Origin of the sequence: Boseongicola sp. (assembly GCA_014075275.1) — a bacterium.
Lineage (GTDB): Bacteria > Pseudomonadota > Alphaproteobacteria > Rhodobacterales > Rhodobacteraceae.
On the sequence record CP046179.1, the window covers coordinates 1,708,208 to 1,722,733 of the forward strand.

The 14,526-nt window shown below is 56.3% G+C and carries 15 protein-coding genes; 3 read left to right on the plus strand and 12 right to left on the minus strand.

Going from position 1 to position 14,526, the window contains the following annotated elements:
* Positions 1-148: 148 nt before the first annotated feature.
* The 3 genes from ccrA to GKR98_08640 form a co-directional block, all read right to left on the minus strand.
* Entirely contained in the window at positions 149-1,438 is a 1,290-nt protein-coding gene (gene ccrA / locus GKR98_08630) for a crotonyl-CoA carboxylase/reductase (GenBank protein QMU58251.1), read from the minus strand.
* A gap of 113 nt (positions 1,439-1,551) precedes the next feature.
* A complete protein-coding gene (locus tag GKR98_08635; GenBank protein ID QMU58252.1) occupies positions 1,552-2,961 on the minus strand; it encodes a glycerol-3-phosphate acyltransferase in 1,410 nt (469 codons plus the stop codon).
* A gap of 50 nt (positions 2,962-3,011) precedes the next feature.
* Positions 3,012-3,437 (minus strand): hypothetical protein, encoded by a 426-nt coding sequence (locus GKR98_08640; protein QMU58253.1) that lies wholly within the window; start codon positions 3,435-3,437, stop codon positions 3,012-3,014.
* A gap of 162 nt (positions 3,438-3,599) precedes the next feature.
* Here GKR98_08640 and GKR98_08645 point away from each other — a divergent pair, with 162 nt between their 5' ends.
* A complete protein-coding gene (locus GKR98_08645) occupies positions 3,600-5,567 on the plus strand; it encodes a protein meaA (protein ID QMU58254.1) in 1,968 nt (655 codons plus the stop codon).
* 9 nt (positions 5,568-5,576) lie between these two features.
* On the opposite strand, the gene GKR98_08650 is transcribed toward GKR98_08645, so the two are convergent.
* Positions 5,577-6,098 (minus strand): DUF4329 domain-containing protein, encoded by a 522-nt coding sequence (locus GKR98_08650; protein QMU58255.1) that lies wholly within the window; start codon positions 6,096-6,098, stop codon positions 5,577-5,579.
* A 150-nt stretch (positions 6,099-6,248) separates the two neighbouring features.
* Between GKR98_08650 and deoD the strand changes: the two genes are divergently transcribed.
* Complete coding sequence (gene deoD / locus GKR98_08655) at positions 6,249-6,806, plus strand: purine-nucleoside phosphorylase (protein ID QMU58256.1); 558 nt, start codon at positions 6,249-6,251, stop codon at positions 6,804-6,806.
* 81 nt (positions 6,807-6,887) lie between these two features.
* Here the strand turns inward: deoD and GKR98_08660 are convergent, their stop codons facing one another.
* Positions 6,888-8,297 (minus strand): cell envelope integrity protein CreD, encoded by a 1,410-nt coding sequence (locus GKR98_08660; protein QMU58257.1) that lies wholly within the window; start codon positions 8,295-8,297, stop codon positions 6,888-6,890.
* Positions 8,298-8,634: 337 nt separating this feature from the next.
* Entirely contained in the window at positions 8,635-9,051 is a 417-nt protein-coding gene (locus GKR98_08665) for a hypothetical protein (protein ID QMU58258.1), read from the minus strand.
* A gap of 142 nt (positions 9,052-9,193) precedes the next feature.
* On the opposite strand from GKR98_08665, the gene GKR98_08670 reads away from it, so the two are divergent.
* A complete protein-coding gene (locus GKR98_08670; protein ID QMU58259.1) occupies positions 9,194-9,886 on the plus strand; it encodes a transcriptional regulator in 693 nt (230 codons plus the stop codon).
* 210 nt (positions 9,887-10,096) lie between these two features.
* Here GKR98_08670 and GKR98_08675 read toward each other — a convergent pair whose 3' ends face one another.
* From GKR98_08675 to GKR98_08700, 6 genes are all read right to left on the minus strand, one after another.
* Positions 10,097-10,645 carry a hypothetical protein gene (locus GKR98_08675; protein ID QMU58260.1) on the minus strand — a complete coding sequence of 183 codons (549 nt, stop codon included), beginning with the start codon at positions 10,643-10,645 and terminating at the stop codon, positions 10,097-10,099.
* Between the two features lie 236 nt (positions 10,646-10,881).
* A complete protein-coding gene (gene sdhB, locus GKR98_08680) occupies positions 10,882-11,664 on the minus strand; it encodes a succinate dehydrogenase iron-sulfur subunit (GenBank protein ID QMU58261.1) in 783 nt (260 codons plus the stop codon).
* Positions 11,665-11,681: 17 nt separating this feature from the next.
* A complete protein-coding gene (locus GKR98_08685; GenBank protein ID QMU58262.1) occupies positions 11,682-11,999 on the minus strand; it encodes a hypothetical protein in 318 nt (105 codons plus the stop codon).
* Positions 11,996-12,427, minus strand: coding sequence for a DUF3052 domain-containing protein (locus tag GKR98_08690; protein QMU58263.1), 432 nt, complete (start codon positions 12,425-12,427; stop codon positions 11,996-11,998). Before GKR98_08690 ends, GKR98_08685 begins: the two co-directional genes overlap by 4 nt.
* Positions 12,427-12,720: a hypothetical protein gene (locus GKR98_08695; protein ID QMU58264.1), complete on the minus strand. Its 294-nt coding sequence runs from the start codon at positions 12,718-12,720 to the stop codon at positions 12,427-12,429. The genes GKR98_08690 and GKR98_08695 overlap by 1 nt, the downstream gene beginning before the upstream one ends.
* Positions 12,720-14,522 carry a succinate dehydrogenase flavoprotein subunit gene (locus GKR98_08700; protein QMU58265.1) on the minus strand — a complete coding sequence of 601 codons (1,803 nt, stop codon included), beginning with the start codon at positions 14,520-14,522 and terminating at the stop codon, positions 12,720-12,722. Before GKR98_08700 ends, GKR98_08695 begins: the two co-directional genes overlap by 1 nt.
* Positions 14,523-14,526 lie beyond the last annotated feature (4 nt).

The following is a 14,526-nucleotide window of genomic DNA, read 5'->3' on the forward strand; positions in this document are numbered from 1 at the left end:
CACTAATTTCAACTCCCCAGAAATAGGGATGTGTCGCAAATACAAGCTATTGATTTAAAAAGATTGGATTATTTTGACTGTCCAAAAAGACATGCGCCGGGTCGTTGCCCGGCGCGAATCGTAGCTGTGGATACGAGCTATTTCCGAACTAAGAAACACTAGCCTCTAACGTGTCTTCGAATGTTCGCAATCCGGTGCGCGGCGCTTGCACCAGAACGGCCATGTTGCCTGGCTTGTGCTCGTTGGCGCGCATCTTGACGTGAGCGTCTGGAATCTCGGCCCAAGGGAAAACTTCGGACATGCAGGGGTCAAGCCGGCGGTCTACCATAAGCTTGTTTGCCGAAGCGGCCTGTTTCAAGTGAGCGAAGTGGCTGCCCTGAATGCGTTTCTGATGCATCCAGACATACCGTGCGTCCATGGTCAGATTATAACCGGTGGTTCCGGCGCAGATGACGACCATGCCGCCCTTCTTCACAACGAAGGTCGAAACCGGGAACGTCGCCTCACCCGGATGTTCGAAGACCATGTCGACGTTCACACCTTTGCCAGTGATTTCCCAGATTGCCTTGCCGAACTTGCGGACCTCGCCGAACCATTCCTTATACTCTGGCGTGTTCACAGTGGGCAGTTGGCCCCAGCAATTGAAATCGCGACGGTTCAATACGCCTTTTGCGCCAAGGCTCATCACGAATTCGCGTTTATCTTCATCTGAGATGACGCCGATGGCGTTGGCACCTGCCGTATTGGCCAACTGGATCGCATAGGACCCAAGGCCACCTGACGCACCCCAGACCAGAACGTTCTGACCTGGCTTCAGTTCATGTGGGTGGTGGCCAAAGAGCATACGATAAGCCGTTGCTAGTGTCAGTGTATAGCAAGCGCTCTCTTCCCAACTCAGATGCTTGGGGCGCGGCATAACCTGCTGGGACTGGACTGTTGTGAACTGCGCAAATGATCCGTCAGGAGTTTCATAGCCCCAAATACGCTGGCTAGACGAAAACATCGGATCGCCGCCGTTACATTCTTCGTCGTCGCCGTCGTCCTGGTTGCAGTGAATGACGACTTCATCGCCCACTTTCCAGCGCGTCACCTTTTCACCTACGGCCCAGATGATGCCAGACGCATCAGAGCCCGCGATATGATAATCGGCCTTGTGGACGTCGAACGGGCTGAGCGGAATTCCGAGACCGGCCCAAACGCCATTGTAGTTCACGCCCGCCGCCATCACGAGAACGACGACTTCGTGGCTGTCGGGTTTCTTTACGGGCACAACTTCCTGCAGGAACGATTTGTCCGGCTCGCCGTGGCGCTCGCGCCGAATGGCCCAGGCGTGCATATTTTCGGGCACATGACCCAGCGGGGGCATCTCACCAACATCATAGAGATCCTTGATGGGTGCATCGTAACTCATCGTTTCAATCCTTGTGTCCAACGCCATGGTCAGCCTCCCCGATAAATTTGGCGCTGCAACGCAGAATCAACGCCGTCTACCCCAAGGAAGTAGAATCGGCTGCGCAATTTTGCAAATAGAAATTGCTCATTTTTGTAACTTTATGTCTTTATGGGCTTTCCGGGAGGGGTCGCGCTTGGGATCGACAAGGCTGCATCTGCAGCAAAGTGGTGTCTGAGAGAGTTTGCGTAGTATGCTGCAACATCGGGTTCAGCGATGCTGTAGGTTTGACCGTCGGATTTTAAGAGCTGGCGTAGAACGAGAATTTCGAGCGCTTGCTTAACGTCTTCGATCTGGCTTTCATCGACTGCAAAATCCGCAGTATCGTCCGGAAGATCGGCGCGCAATTTTACCAGTTCGTCTGCAACCTCTTGTGCAGTTCCATTTTCTATCTGGAAGATCGCGGCAAGCAACAAAGGCGTTGTAACGATTGGAACGCTGCCACGAATGTCATCGCGCAGTATTCTGGCCAGTTTATCTACGGTCTTTTCCGGATATTCAGCGGCCAGTTCCGATAAGATGCGCGGCTTACCGAATGTAACAGCGGCTATGCCAAATCTGCCAACCTTTCCGGTGATCCGTCGGCGGATATAGCGTAGTGTAAATCCGATTGCTTCGGGTGCCGTTGCACGAAAACGACGTTGACCGGATCGACCGGCCGAGACCAGAATGCGGTCTTCTACAACACGGTCGTAGTTCAGGCTGACCGGCACAAAGACCACTTCCCTGCCGCCGTGACGCCAGCCATCGACAATGTAGCTGAGGATGCCCAGTTTAGGCTCGCCAACTACGCCGGACCGCGACAACCCGCCTTCAGGAAAGACTGCCTGGGAGACACCGGCCTCGGTTGCTTTCTGGACGTAGGAGGCCAAGACTTTGCGATATAGCGCCCCACGATAGCGGCGGCGAATGAAGTAGGCCCCGGCGGATCGGACCAGCCAGGACAAGGGCCAGACTCTTGCCCATTCGCCCGCAGCATAGCTGATCGCTGATTGGCGGGCAGACAGATAGGTGACCAGGACGTAATCGAAATTTGAACGGTGATTGATGACATAAACGACCGTCGAATCTTTGTTGATGTCTGAAATTGCTTGTTCATCAACATAGTGCAGACGGACGTTGAACAACTTGTTGGCCAGCCAACGAGCAAGACGAATGGCAACCCCGAAGTAAACCGTTGCGCTGAAGGATGGCACAATCTCGCGGGCGTAATCCTGGGCCTTTTCAAACGCGACGTCTTCGCGGACGCCTTCGTGTTCGGCGTATGAGCCCACTGCCCGCACAACATCGGGATCGTAAATGACGCGCTGGATCATGTCCTGACGACGGAGCAGCTTGAAGGGCTGAATAGGTCGGTCGAGGCGTTTGTTCAGTTCGGCGACTAAACGTTCGGCCCGGCGTCGGAAGAACCAGCGAACCGAAGGGAACAACAGATGCGTTGTTGCCGTCACCGTCGCAAAGACGAGGATCAGGGCAAGCAGCCATATCGGGAGTTCCACGGTGCCAAGCATTCGCGCAAAACTGTCAGAAAACCCCTTCTGCGTCTATGCGAAACTGCTTTTCAATGAAACGAGATCACCGCCAGAAGAACGATCAAAACCAAAAGCGCTTTGTTGAGTATTCCCAGCTTTTTGATCTTTTCCTTTGCGGCGGCATCGCCCGTCATGGCTTTGGGTCCGGTTTTATCTGCGACGACAATGCTGGCCACCAGAGCTGCGACAAGAAGCAATTTTAGCCAGAACGTTCCAGGCGCAGCGTCTGTCACGCCAGAGGTGAAAACAAGAATAATGCCGGTCACAATGAGCATCGCCATTCCGGCTTTTACAATGTTCTTAATCGGAAGCACAATTGCGCCAATCGAAGGCCGGTGCTCGGGTGGCGCTTTATCGATCATTGCGCCGATGACTGGTAAGCCGAAAGTTGCGACGCCCCCCATGGCAAGGCCGATAAAATGCAGTGCCATAATCAGGTCGGTGACAGTATCCATTATTCCCTCCGATTTTCTTTCAGTCTGGCGGGAGAATGTCGCCGGGGCAAGCGGAAGAATTCCATCAAATGCCGCGTTGCAGCGAATTGACAGTGACATTTCTTTTCGTTAGTCAGTCACTTGACGTAATTTAATTACTCACTCGAATCGGGGGCCGCGATCATGTCGCAACCGCAGAAAGACAGACCCTGGTTGTTCCGCACTTATGCGGGTCATTCGACGGCGACAGCCTCGAACGAGCTATACCGGGGCAATCTTGCGAAGGGTCAAACCGGCCTTTCTGTTGCCTTCGATCTGCCGACCCAGACAGGATATGACAGCGACCACCGCCTTGCCCGCGGCGAGGTTGGCAAAGTCGGGGTACCTGTTTCGCACCTTGGCGACATGCGCGCGTTGTTTAGGGATATTCCGCTGGAGCAAATGAATACCTCGATGACGATCAATGCGACGGCGCCCTGGTTGTTGGCGTTGTATGTTGCGGCGGCGGAAGAACAGGGTGCTGATATCGCGAAACTTCAGGGCACAGTACAGAACGATATCATTAAGGAATACCTATCAAGGGGGACGTATGTCTGTCCGCCCCGCCCTTCTTTGCGGATGATCACCGATGTTGCGGCCTGGACACGGGGGCATTTGCCGAAATGGAATCCGATGAACGTCTGTTCCTATCACCTGCAAGAGGCCGGTGCGACGCCAGAGCAGGAGTTAGCATATGCTTTGGCGACCGCTGTAGCGGTGCTGGATGATCTGAAGGGCAAAGTCGCCGACGAGCATTTTCCGGCGATGGTTGGCCGGATCAGTTTCTTTGTGAATGCGGGCATTCGGTTTGTAACCGAGCTGTGCAAGATGCGGGCCTTCACTGAGCTGTGGGATGAGATCTGTCTTGAACGTTACGGTGTTGAGGATCCGAAGTTTCGGCGGTTCAGGTATGGTGTGCAGGTGAACAGCCTTGGCCTGACCGAGCAGCAACCAGAGAACAACGTTTATCGTATCCTGTTGGAAACGCTGGCGGTTACGCTGTCGAAGAACGCGCGGGCGCGCGCAGTTCAGTTGCCTGCGTGGAACGAAGCGTTGGGGTTGCCGCGCCCCTGGGATCAGCAATGGTCGTTGAGAATGCAGCAGATTTTAGCGTTTGAGACTGATCTGCTGGAGTTCGGGGATTTGTTTGACGGCAACCCGGTTGTAGCCGCGAAGGTCGACGCACTGAAGGACGGCGCGCGCGCGGAACTGGCGCATATTGATGCGATGGGCGGTGCGGTTGAAGCGATTGAACATATGAAGATGCGCTTGGTCGAAGCCAACGCGGATCGGATTGCGCGGATTGAAGCCGGTGAAACTACGGTCGTAGGCGTGAACCGGTTTGAGACGGGTGAGCCGTCCCCCCTGACCAGCGGGCCTGACGCGATCATGGTCGCAGATGCAGATGCCGAAGCGGATCAGATCGGGCGGTTGGAGGCCTGGCGCGCGGAGCGGGATGAAGGCGCGGTTCAGGCGGCGTTGGCGGAGTTGCGGGTTGCTGCCAAGGGCGATGCGAACATTATGCCGGCTTCGATTGCTGCGGCCAAAGCTGGGGCAACGACGGGTGAGTGGGGCGATGTTGTGCGGGGTGTATTCGGTCAGTATCGCGCGCCGACCGGAGTTGCACGCGCGCCTTCGAACAGAACAGACGGTTTGGATGAATTGCGGGACGCTGTGGACGCGGTTTCGGGCCGGTTGGGCGAACGGTTGAAGTTTCTTGTTGGAAAACCGGGACTTGACGGGCATTCAAACGGGGCCGAGCAGATCGCGAGCCGGGCGCGGGATGTGGGAATGGATATCACGTATGAGGGTATTCGCCTGACGCCGTCCGAGATTGTTGCGGCGGCGTTGGATCAGGGTGCGCATGTTGTGGGGCTGTCGATTTTGTCGGGCAGCCATATGCCGTTGATTGAGGAATTGCTGGTTGAGATGCGGGATGCAGGACTTGGGGAAGTGCCCGTCGTTGTTGGCGGAATTATCCCCGAGGACGACGCGAAACGACTTCAGGCGATGGGAGTTGCGCGAGTCTATACCCCTAAGGACTTCGAGCTGAACCGGATCATGTTCGACATCGTGGCACTGGTGGACCCTGCAAAAGTCGCGGCAGAGTAAGGCGCTGACTTAGCTGTCTTCTTCCAGTTTTTCGACCAGCTCTTCATAGGTGTAACTGAGCGCGACATGCCCCATGTCGCCTTCGATGAAGTTTGGATCAAACGGCAAGCAGCCGAGACCACAGATTTGGCTTGTTACAATTTCGTCGATGTCGACGTACCATAGGCGACCGCCGGGAGTTGCGACCCAGCCGTCGATGCCTTCTGCCTCGTCCGCCTCCAAGTCTTCGCCGGAGGGAACTTCGTTTGAATATTCATGCGAGAAGCTGCCATGGGTATGGTAGGAGGCTATGATTACATCAATATTTGCAGGGTCTTCGGGTTCGCATGAGTCTTCGTCTCCGCGTGCTGGGCTTGACGCGACCAGGAGGCCTTGGGCGGTGTAACCGATGTATCCGCAATACTCGCGGTTGTTGGCAATCGAGATGGGTTGGAGGTTTGTGAAGACTTGTTGCACTAACTCACGCTCGCCCGTTTCCTGGGCACAGGCTGCAGCTGGCAGCATGATAGCAAAAAGCATGAGGCAGCGCATTTCGGGTGGTTTCCTCAATTGTGAACCTTGTCTTTCAAACAGGTGCAACGCCCAAATTCAATGGTGGCGGGCTTGTGTCCAGCAACCGGGCTTTTGCAGGGCGTGAAAGCGGTTTAGGGTCGATGGAATATCTAGCAATTGGAGTTTGCCATGACCGTCCACATTGGTGCCAAAGAAGGTGACATCGCTGAAACCGTTCTGCTGCCGGGGGATCCTTATCGGGCCAAATGGGCAGCGGAAACCTATCTTGAGAACCCACGTTTGATCAACGAAGTCAGGGGGATGCTGGGGTTTACGGGGACGTATAAGGGCAATCCGGTGACGATCCATGGATCGGGCATGGGGATGCCCTCGATCTCGATCTATGCCAACGAGTTGATCAAGGATTATGGTGCTAAGACGTTGATCCGTATCGGATCTTGCGGCGGGATGCAGGAAAAGGTGAAGGTGCGCGATGTGATTGTCGCGATGACGGCAACTTCGCTTTCGACACCTTCGCGGGGGATTTTCAAAGAAGTTAATTTTGCGCCCTGTGCGGATTGGAGTTTGCTGCGCGGAGCGGTGGCTGCGGCGGAAGGCCGGGACGTTGGGGTGCATGTTGGCGGGATATATTCGTCGGATGTTTTCTATGACGAACGACCCGATCTGAATGAACAGATGCAGCGGCATGGGATCTTAGGCGTCGAGATGGAAGCGGCCTTTTCTTAATCTATGTCAGATAGTTAATCTTAGTTGAGGCCCGCCACCCGAGATATAGGGTGGCGGGCCTCGGTCGTTCGCAAGGCGCAGTTAAGTCGTAGGTGCGGGAGGGGGCGTCTTGCGTCGGAACCACTGTCGCGGTTCACGCTGAGGTCCGTGCCAGTCTTCGTTGCGGGTCAGGATCATGGTGCCTGCAAGGGCGACGAAGGCGAGAGTTGAGCCCGCCAGAAGCGCGAAATCAGCGCTGCGTAAGATCAGGTAGAGCACGGCGTATACGGTGATCAGCATCGCGGCGAGCACCATGGCGCGACGACCCAATTTCAACGCTGTCGCCCCGAAAATGGTTAACAGACCGATCGTTGCGCCCGCTGCAAGCAAGTAGGCCGCTCCGAAGCCGATTTGCTCGGCGTAAGCCACCATTAACAATACAAAAACCGACTGTGCGAGGCCGACCATCAGATATTGCACGGGGTGCGCAGGTTTTTTTCCGGCGCGATCCAGAAGAAGAATGGTCAAGAATGTAAGAGCGATGAAAAGAATTCCATAACGCGCCGAACGGTAGGCTTTCTGGTAAAAGTCGTTTGGCGTGATGAACCGCACGCCCATGGAGGCTGATTTCCGGGCCGTCGGGTCGAAGTTTTCGCGTGCCACTTGTGGCAGCGACCGGGCAAGATGGGGAACGATCCATTCGGCCGTAAAGCCATTTTCCGTTATTTCCCGGGCGTCCGGCAGGAAGTTTCCAAAAAAACTGGGGTCGGGCCAGTCGCTGTTGATGCTGACTGTAGTTGTGCGTCCGGTGGCTGTTGCGGCCAGATGTTGCGCGCCGTTCATTGTGAGGGACAGAACGAAGGGGCCAGTTTCACGCGGATCGCCAAGCAATGTCGTGATTCCGGTTTGTTTTTTAGCGCTTTGCGAGATCGGCTCTAATGTCAGGGGGCGCCCTGCCGAGGTTAGCTGCGCCTCGCCTCGGAGTGCGCGATTTGAGGACAGGTAAATGTTGAGGCGCGTCTCGTCCCAGTGAATGACCTCTTCTGCTGTCGAGCTGGGTTCGATCAGATCGGTGTTGAAAGTGAAGTTCAACAGCGCGTCCGTCGTGTAGACCGGCACGTTGAAAATGCCGCGCGACCGGGTCTGGCTGCGGCTGGTGAGTTGGATATCGAGGTCCTCGGGGTAGAGGTAAACGGGCGGGCGCGCTTCAGTGATAGTTTCTTGATAATGCTCGAAAATCGGGTTGCCTTTGTCATCGCGCAGCGTGAGGCCAGTAAGAGCATCTACGGCTTCGCGGCGACGGTCGTAGGTGACATCTTCGGTGACAGGGACAATGATTTGCGGGCCACTCAGACGTTGGGCACCGCCCCACTCGTGACTGAGATCATTGATGGTTTGGCCCGAGTAATTTGCGCGGTCGTTAATGACGCTGGAAACCATATTGAGGGGGATGAACATCAATAGTGTGAGGATGCCGACGGCGATGAAGCGCAGGCCCGGAGATTGGAACATAGGAAAAACCTTTCAAATAGAGTGTCTTCGCCGAGAGGTAGCGGTTGGAATGCGCAGGCCTCGCGCGTCATGTTTGGAGAATTTGTGCAGGTGGTTGCCGGGGCGGCGAAAATCCTATGAGATTTTCGGATCGATTTTTGTGCCAAAAATCGGCTGTCTGTATCGCGTCGGTATTACGTCGGTGCCTGCGCACGCATGGAAAAGATCTGGTTAACCAGATTTCGAGACGAAATCTGGAACGCGGGCGGATGCCCGCGGCCTTCGGCGAGGATATTTTAGGGCCGATAATGAACTCGGGACGCGCCCAACCGCTTTGATTGGACGCGTTGCTGGTGTGTTACCAGGCATAGAATGGTTTGCGTTCGCCTTTCAGAAAGCGTGTGACGTCCGTCACATCTATGACCAGCGAGACGACGTTTGAGGCGATCATGAGAGTGATCCATGTCGCGAGGGTTGGATCAGTTTGAATACTGTCCCATCGCCACACTAACCACGCAATCATTGGCACCCAGAGGATATGGCAGATGCCAAGGACCCGCGTGAAGCGGTTGCGTTGGTAAATCAGGGCCATGGCGAGGACAGCCACCCCTGCGACGGTGAACGCCACCTGGCCTTCGATGCGCCCGAGGAAAGCCACTGCCGCGAGATTGACCGCCATTAACCAGGTGGCCCAGATGCGCGGCACAGGTTTGAACCTGAGGGTGACGATGCCCAGGAGGTGCAGAATACTGACGATCAGGTTTGGTCGGGTCATTGTTTGTTTCCTTTGAAAATAGGTGATGTGGTGGGTTTAGGTGCCCGCGGGCGGCGGCAATACTGCGCGAAAGCAAGCAATGAACTACGGATTGCGTAGTTAGTCGTGCGGCGATAGTTTTTGCCGAAGGGGAGACGGGGATATGACAAAATACGGACAGTTCTGCCCGGTGGCGAAGTCCACGGAGATGCTGGGAAATCCGTGGTCGTTGTTGATCATTCGCGAGATGCTTTTGGGCAGCACACGTTTCAGCACATTTCAGAAGGGGATGCCGAAGATTTCACCCACTGTTTTGAACACCCGTCTGAAGGAGTTAGAGGCCAATGGGCTGATCGTGAAGCGACGGCTTCAAGGGCAGCGCGGTCATGAGTATCGGCTGACGCCGGCGGGTCGGGAATTGGGGCCTGTGGTGGAGGGGCTGACGATTTGGGGGATGCGATGGGCGCGGTCGCAAATGGACGACGCAGAGATGGATGTTACGTTTCTGATGTTCGACATTCAGCGCAATCTGGTGACTAAAGCTTTGCCGGACGGCCAGACTGTTCTGTGTTTCAACGTGGGAGATCTGGCGCAGTTTGATCGATGGTGGATGGTGATTGACGGGGATGCGGGGGGCACGGTGGATTTGTGCCACACGGATCCGGGCAAGGATGTTGATCTGTATCTGACGGCGAATGCACGGGATTTGATTGAGGTTTGGATGGGGGACCAGCCATTGCGCGGGGCAATGGATGCGGGGCGGTTGGAACTGGTGGGTGCCAAGGATCTGGTGCGGAGTTTTTCGAAGTGGTTCCCGCTGTCAGCCGCGGCTGGGGTGCCGCGGGTGACAGCGTAGGAGTACATCGGTTTTAATCAACGCTCCGGGTTCCATTCAAAAGTCCGCAGTTGTTTCAATGGCGCCCGATCACTGCCACGGCTCGTCAAAGATCTGCGAAAAAACCAATTTCCTGTCCGCAAAGAATGCAAGCAAATGACGATGACTTCGCGCAACGCCACCTCTTGCTAGAAAGAGATGGCGCTGGGATTCTTTTGATGAATTCAGGGACTACTGAAGCGCCAAACCGCCGCCAAACACGTCGTTTACACTGTCATCAATCGTGACAGATACGCCTTCGGCATTCAAGCCCGTAAATCTGCCGGTCAGGTCACCGTTGACGGTCGTGCCGTCAATTGAACCAATGGCTGTTCCGCCGATGGATCCGTCAAAGGTCGTATTGTCGAGCGGTGTGATCGTGCCGTTGAGGGCAATCGAGCCAGATGCAGATTGCCCGTTGGAGGGGGACGCGATGGCAGAATAGTATCGGGTGAAATTGCCTGTCGAACCGGTCAAAGTGTTCGAACTGAAGTTGGCAGATACGTTCAGGGTTCCATAATAAAAGACCGCATCCAGGCCTGACCCGACGATAAGGCTGGAATAGCCGTTGTATGTCGGCGATGAGTTTAGAGCATCGACGGTTGCATCCGGTGTAAGCGCCCCAAGATTCGGGTCACTTGCAAAGGCTGCGTAGTCTGCTGCGCCAAAGTTACTTCCGCCTCCACCGCCACAGGCGGATAAGGCTAACAGCGATACAGCGGCAATCATTTGATTCTTCATAATAATATTCCCTTGAAATTGATTCTTCTCAAAGTGGTATCTGCCAAATGTGAAACAAATTTGGCGAAAATTGGCAGATTGTCTTTATTGCTGGTTCAATTGAAATGGCATCTGGAGCGCCAGTGTTCTGGCAATACGGATGCTCGTCGGGCTAGCGTAAAATAGCATCGCGTCACAAAGACTGACCGCATCAAGGACAGTTTCGGCGGCGGCAAATGTGAATGTGCTTCTGGTCGCTAGACGACCCGCTCGACCATCATTTTCTTAATTTCAGCAATCGCCTTGGCCGGGTTCAGGCCCTTGGGGCAGGTCTTGGTGCAGTTCATGATGGTGTGGCAGCGGTAGAGTTTGAAGGGGTCTTCAAGCTCGTCCAGGCGTTCGCCCGTGGCTTCGTCCCGGCTGTCGATGATCCAGCGGTAGGCATGGAGCAGTGCGGCTGGGCCGAGATAGCGGTCGCCGTTCCACCAGTAGCTTGGGCAGGATGTAGAGCAGGATGCGCACATGACGCATTCGTAAAGGCCATCGAGTTTTTTACGATCATCGATGGATTGGCGCCATTCTTTTTGCGGGCGGTTTGTTTTGGTTTCCAGCCACGGCATGATCGAAGCGTGTTGAGCGTAGAAGTGGGTGAGGTCGGGGATCAGGTCTTTGACCACGGGCATGTGGGGCAATGGATAGATTTTGACGGTGTCACCTTTGACGTCTTCCATGCCGTAGATGCAGGCCAAAGTGTTGATGCCATCAATGTTCATCGCACAAGATCCGCAGATGCCTTCGCGGCACGATCGACGGAAAGTCAGGGTCGGGTCGATCTCGTTTTTGATCTTGATGAGGGCGTCCAAGATCATGGGGCCGCAGGTGTCCATATCGACGAAGTAGGTGTCGACCTGGGGGTTTTGGCCGTCATCGGGGTTCCAACGATAGATCTGGAATTTGCGCACGTTGGTGGCCCCGTCCGGGCGCGGCCAGGTTTTGCCGGTGCGGATTGTGGAGTTCTTGGGAAGGGTCAGTTGAACCATTTTCGTGCTCTTTCAGATCATAGGCGGCTGAGAAGGACGGGAAGCCCTTCGGACGCGAGACAGGTGAGAGTATCGGGGCGAGCGAGGATGTTTGCAACTATCTCGACCGTTGAAGCGGTGGGTCCGGTGACGGCATCAGCGGCGAGCGAGAGGATCTCGCTGGCTGTGGCGTTTTCGATGACGCAATCGGTGGCAGGTTCCAGCGGCACACCGGGGAAACGTTCTTCCAGCACCGGGCGGACGGCCTGTTTGGCGGCGTCTTGGGCCAGCGCGTCTTGTTGTTGGGGCGTGCAGGCTGCGATGGCCATTGCGGTGATCAGGGCGAGGCGTTTCATGGGCGATGCTCCTTGCGGATGACCAGTTTCAGGCCAGACCAGATGTCGTCGACCGCGCAGACCTTCACATCGACAAGGATGTCCTGAAGGGCGCGGTTGCGGATGGTGTCTTCGGTGACGTCGGTAGGGACCTTCGAGGCTTTCTTGGGCCAGCTCATCCAGATCATGCCGTCAGGTTTGATCTGGTCGCGGAGTTTCGGGGTTGCCGCATCGACGGTAGCGGCGCTGTCCGTGAAGAGGTGGATATAGTCGAGGTCATTACCGTCGATTTCCGTCCAGTCGTTGGTTTTCTGAAGACCCATGAGGGCGCGCTCGTCGGGCAGCCAGTCCAGCGACGGTGGCAAGCCTGCAAACGCAGCTGAATGCCCGTCTTTCAGACCGAGCTTTTTGGCAAGCGGAGTGCCGGAATACCCTGCTGGTGCTGGCATCAGAGCTCCAAAGGCCGAATTGGCCCCTCTCCGGTCTTTTCGCGCACGCAGCTTTCGTAGACTTGGTGCGGATCCGCACCGCGCAGGAAATCGGAAGAGATGCCGATCGAGATCTTGCTGGAGACCTCGCCCCCGCTGCCAATGCCTACGCCGACTTCGCCAGTTGGTCCCGCTGTGGCGCGAGCGCGTTCTTCGCATTGATCGGCAGCAAGTTCAGGCGACACCGGACCGCAGGCGGCAAGCGTTAGGCCACCAACCAATGCAAATACCACGGGACTCGCGGCGTTGCGCATTAGTAGACCCGCGCTTTCGGTGCGATTTTCTTCAGATCAATGCCGCCGTCTTCGTGTTTGGAAAGCGGATCGAGATGGACTGGGCGGTAGTCCAGCGTGACCTTGTCGCCGATGTGGGCAATCGTGTGTTTGCGCCATTCTTTGTCGTTGCGATCTGGGTAGTCTTCGTGGGCGTGGGCACCGCGGCTTTCCTTGCGGGCTTCTGCGCCGACGATGGTGGCAAGCGCGTTGGGCATGAGGTTCGTCAGCTCAAGCGTTTCCATCAGGTCCGAGTTCCAGACCAGCGAGCGGTCGGTGACCTTGATGTCATCAAGTTTGGCAGCGACATCGTACATCTTGTCGACGCCCTCGGCCAAAGTCTTGTCTGTGCGGAAGACGGCTGCGTCTTCCTGCATGGTTTTCTGCATTTCGAGGCGCAGATCAGCCGTCGGCACCGAACCTGAAGCGTGGCGCAGGGCGTCGAAGCGGTCGAACGCCTTGTCGATGCTGGCTTGGTTCAGCGTTGGGTTCGCGTTTTCCGGATCGACGACCTCTGCCGCTTTGATACCAGCGGCGCGGCCAAAGACCACAAGGTCGATGAGTGAGTTTGAGCCAAGGCGGTTTGCACCGTGGACGCTGGCACAACCGGCTTCACCAACGGCCATGAGGCCCGGAAGGATACGGTCAGGGTCATCAGCGGTCGGGTTCAGCACCTCGCCCCAATAGTTCGTGGGCACGCCGCCCATATTGTAGTGCACCGTCGGAATGACCGGGATCGGTTCTTTGGTCAGATCGACGCCCGCGAAGATCTTCGCGCTTTCGGTGATGCCCGGCAGGCGCAGGGCCAGTGTTTCGGCCGGCAGGTGATTCAGGTGCAAGTGGATGTGGTCATTTTCGCCGCCCACGCCACGACCTTCGCGAATTTCCATTGTCATGCAACGGCTGACGACATCGCGGCTGGCGAGGTCTTTGTAGGTGGGGGCGTAACGCTCCATAAAGCGTTCGCCTTCGGAGTTCGTAAGGTATCCGCCCTCGCCGCGTGCGCCTTCGGTGATGAGGACGCCTGCACCGTAGATGCCTGTTGGGTGGAATTGGACAAACTCCATATCCTGAAGCGGCAGGCCTTGACGCGCGACCATGCCGCCGCCGTCGCCGGTGCAGGTATGGGCCGAAGTGGCGCTAAAATAGGCGCGGCCATAGCCGCCGGTGGCCAGCACGGTCATCTTGGCGTTGAAGATGTGCATGGTGCCATCTTCCAGACACCAGGCGAGGACACCCTGACAGGTGCCGTCTTCCGCCATGATCAGGTCGACGGCGAAATATTCGATGTAGAATTCAGCGTTGTTCTTCAGGCTTTGGCCGTAAAGCGTGTGCAGGATGGCGTGGCCGGTGCGGTCGGCTGCGGCACAGGTACGCTGGACCGGGGGGCCTTCGCCGTATTCGGTTGTATGGCCGCCAAAGGGGCGTTGGTAAATCTTGCCTTCTTCTGTGCGCGAGAAGGGAACGCCGTAGTGTTCCAGTTCATAGACCGCTTTCGGGGCTTCGCGGGCGAGGTATTCCATCGCGTCGGTATCGCCCAGCCAGTCGGAGCCTTTGACGGTGTCATACATGTGCCACTGCCAGCTGTCGGGACCCATATTGCCAAGGCTGGCAGCGATGCCGCCTTGGGCCGCTACGGTGTGGGACCGGGTCGGGAAGACTTTGGTAATGCACGCGGTGCGCAGGCCCTGTTCGGCCATGCCCAGCGTTGCGCGCAAACCAGCGCCCCCTGCCCCAATGACAATGCAATCGTATTCGTGCGTTTCGTAGTCGTAAGCAGCCATTGAG

What these genes read in the sequence shown, in the direction of transcription:
- ccrA (QMU58251.1), bottom strand. Translation starts at nt 1,438, where the DNA reads ATGGCGTTGGACACAAGGATTGAAACGATGAGTTACGATGCACCCATC.
- GKR98_08635 (QMU58252.1), bottom strand. Translation starts at nt 2,961, where the DNA reads ATGCTTGGCACCGTGGAACTCCCGATATGGCTGCTTGCCCTGATCCTC.
- GKR98_08640 (QMU58253.1), bottom strand. Translation starts at nt 3,437, where the DNA reads ATGGATACTGTCACCGACCTGATTATGGCACTGCATTTTATCGGCCTT.
- GKR98_08645 (QMU58254.1), top strand. Translation starts at nt 3,600, where the DNA reads ATGTCGCAACCGCAGAAAGACAGACCCTGGTTGTTCCGCACTTATGCG.
- GKR98_08650 (QMU58255.1), bottom strand. Translation starts at nt 6,098, where the DNA reads ATGCGCTGCCTCATGCTTTTTGCTATCATGCTGCCAGCTGCAGCCTGT.
- deoD (QMU58256.1), top strand. Translation starts at nt 6,249, where the DNA reads ATGACCGTCCACATTGGTGCCAAAGAAGGTGACATCGCTGAAACCGTT.
- GKR98_08660 (QMU58257.1), bottom strand. Translation starts at nt 8,297, where the DNA reads ATGTTCCAATCTCCGGGCCTGCGCTTCATCGCCGTCGGCATCCTCACA.
- GKR98_08665 (QMU58258.1), bottom strand. Translation starts at nt 9,051, where the DNA reads ATGACCCGACCAAACCTGATCGTCAGTATTCTGCACCTCCTGGGCATC.
- GKR98_08670 (QMU58259.1), top strand. Translation starts at nt 9,194, where the DNA reads ATGACAAAATACGGACAGTTCTGCCCGGTGGCGAAGTCCACGGAGATG.
- GKR98_08675 (QMU58260.1), bottom strand. Translation starts at nt 10,645, where the DNA reads ATGAAGAATCAAATGATTGCCGCTGTATCGCTGTTAGCCTTATCCGCC.
- sdhB (QMU58261.1), bottom strand. Translation starts at nt 11,664, where the DNA reads ATGGTTCAACTGACCCTTCCCAAGAACTCCACAATCCGCACCGGCAAA.
- GKR98_08685 (QMU58262.1), bottom strand. Translation starts at nt 11,999, where the DNA reads ATGAAACGCCTCGCCCTGATCACCGCAATGGCCATCGCAGCCTGCACG.
- GKR98_08690 (QMU58263.1), bottom strand. Translation starts at nt 12,427, where the DNA reads ATGCCAGCACCAGCAGGGTATTCCGGCACTCCGCTTGCCAAAAAGCTC.
- GKR98_08695 (QMU58264.1), bottom strand. Translation starts at nt 12,720, where the DNA reads ATGCGCAACGCCGCGAGTCCCGTGGTATTTGCATTGGTTGGTGGCCTA.
- GKR98_08700 (QMU58265.1), bottom strand. Translation starts at nt 14,522, where the DNA reads ATGGCTGCTTACGACTACGAAACGCACGAATACGATTGCATTGTCATT.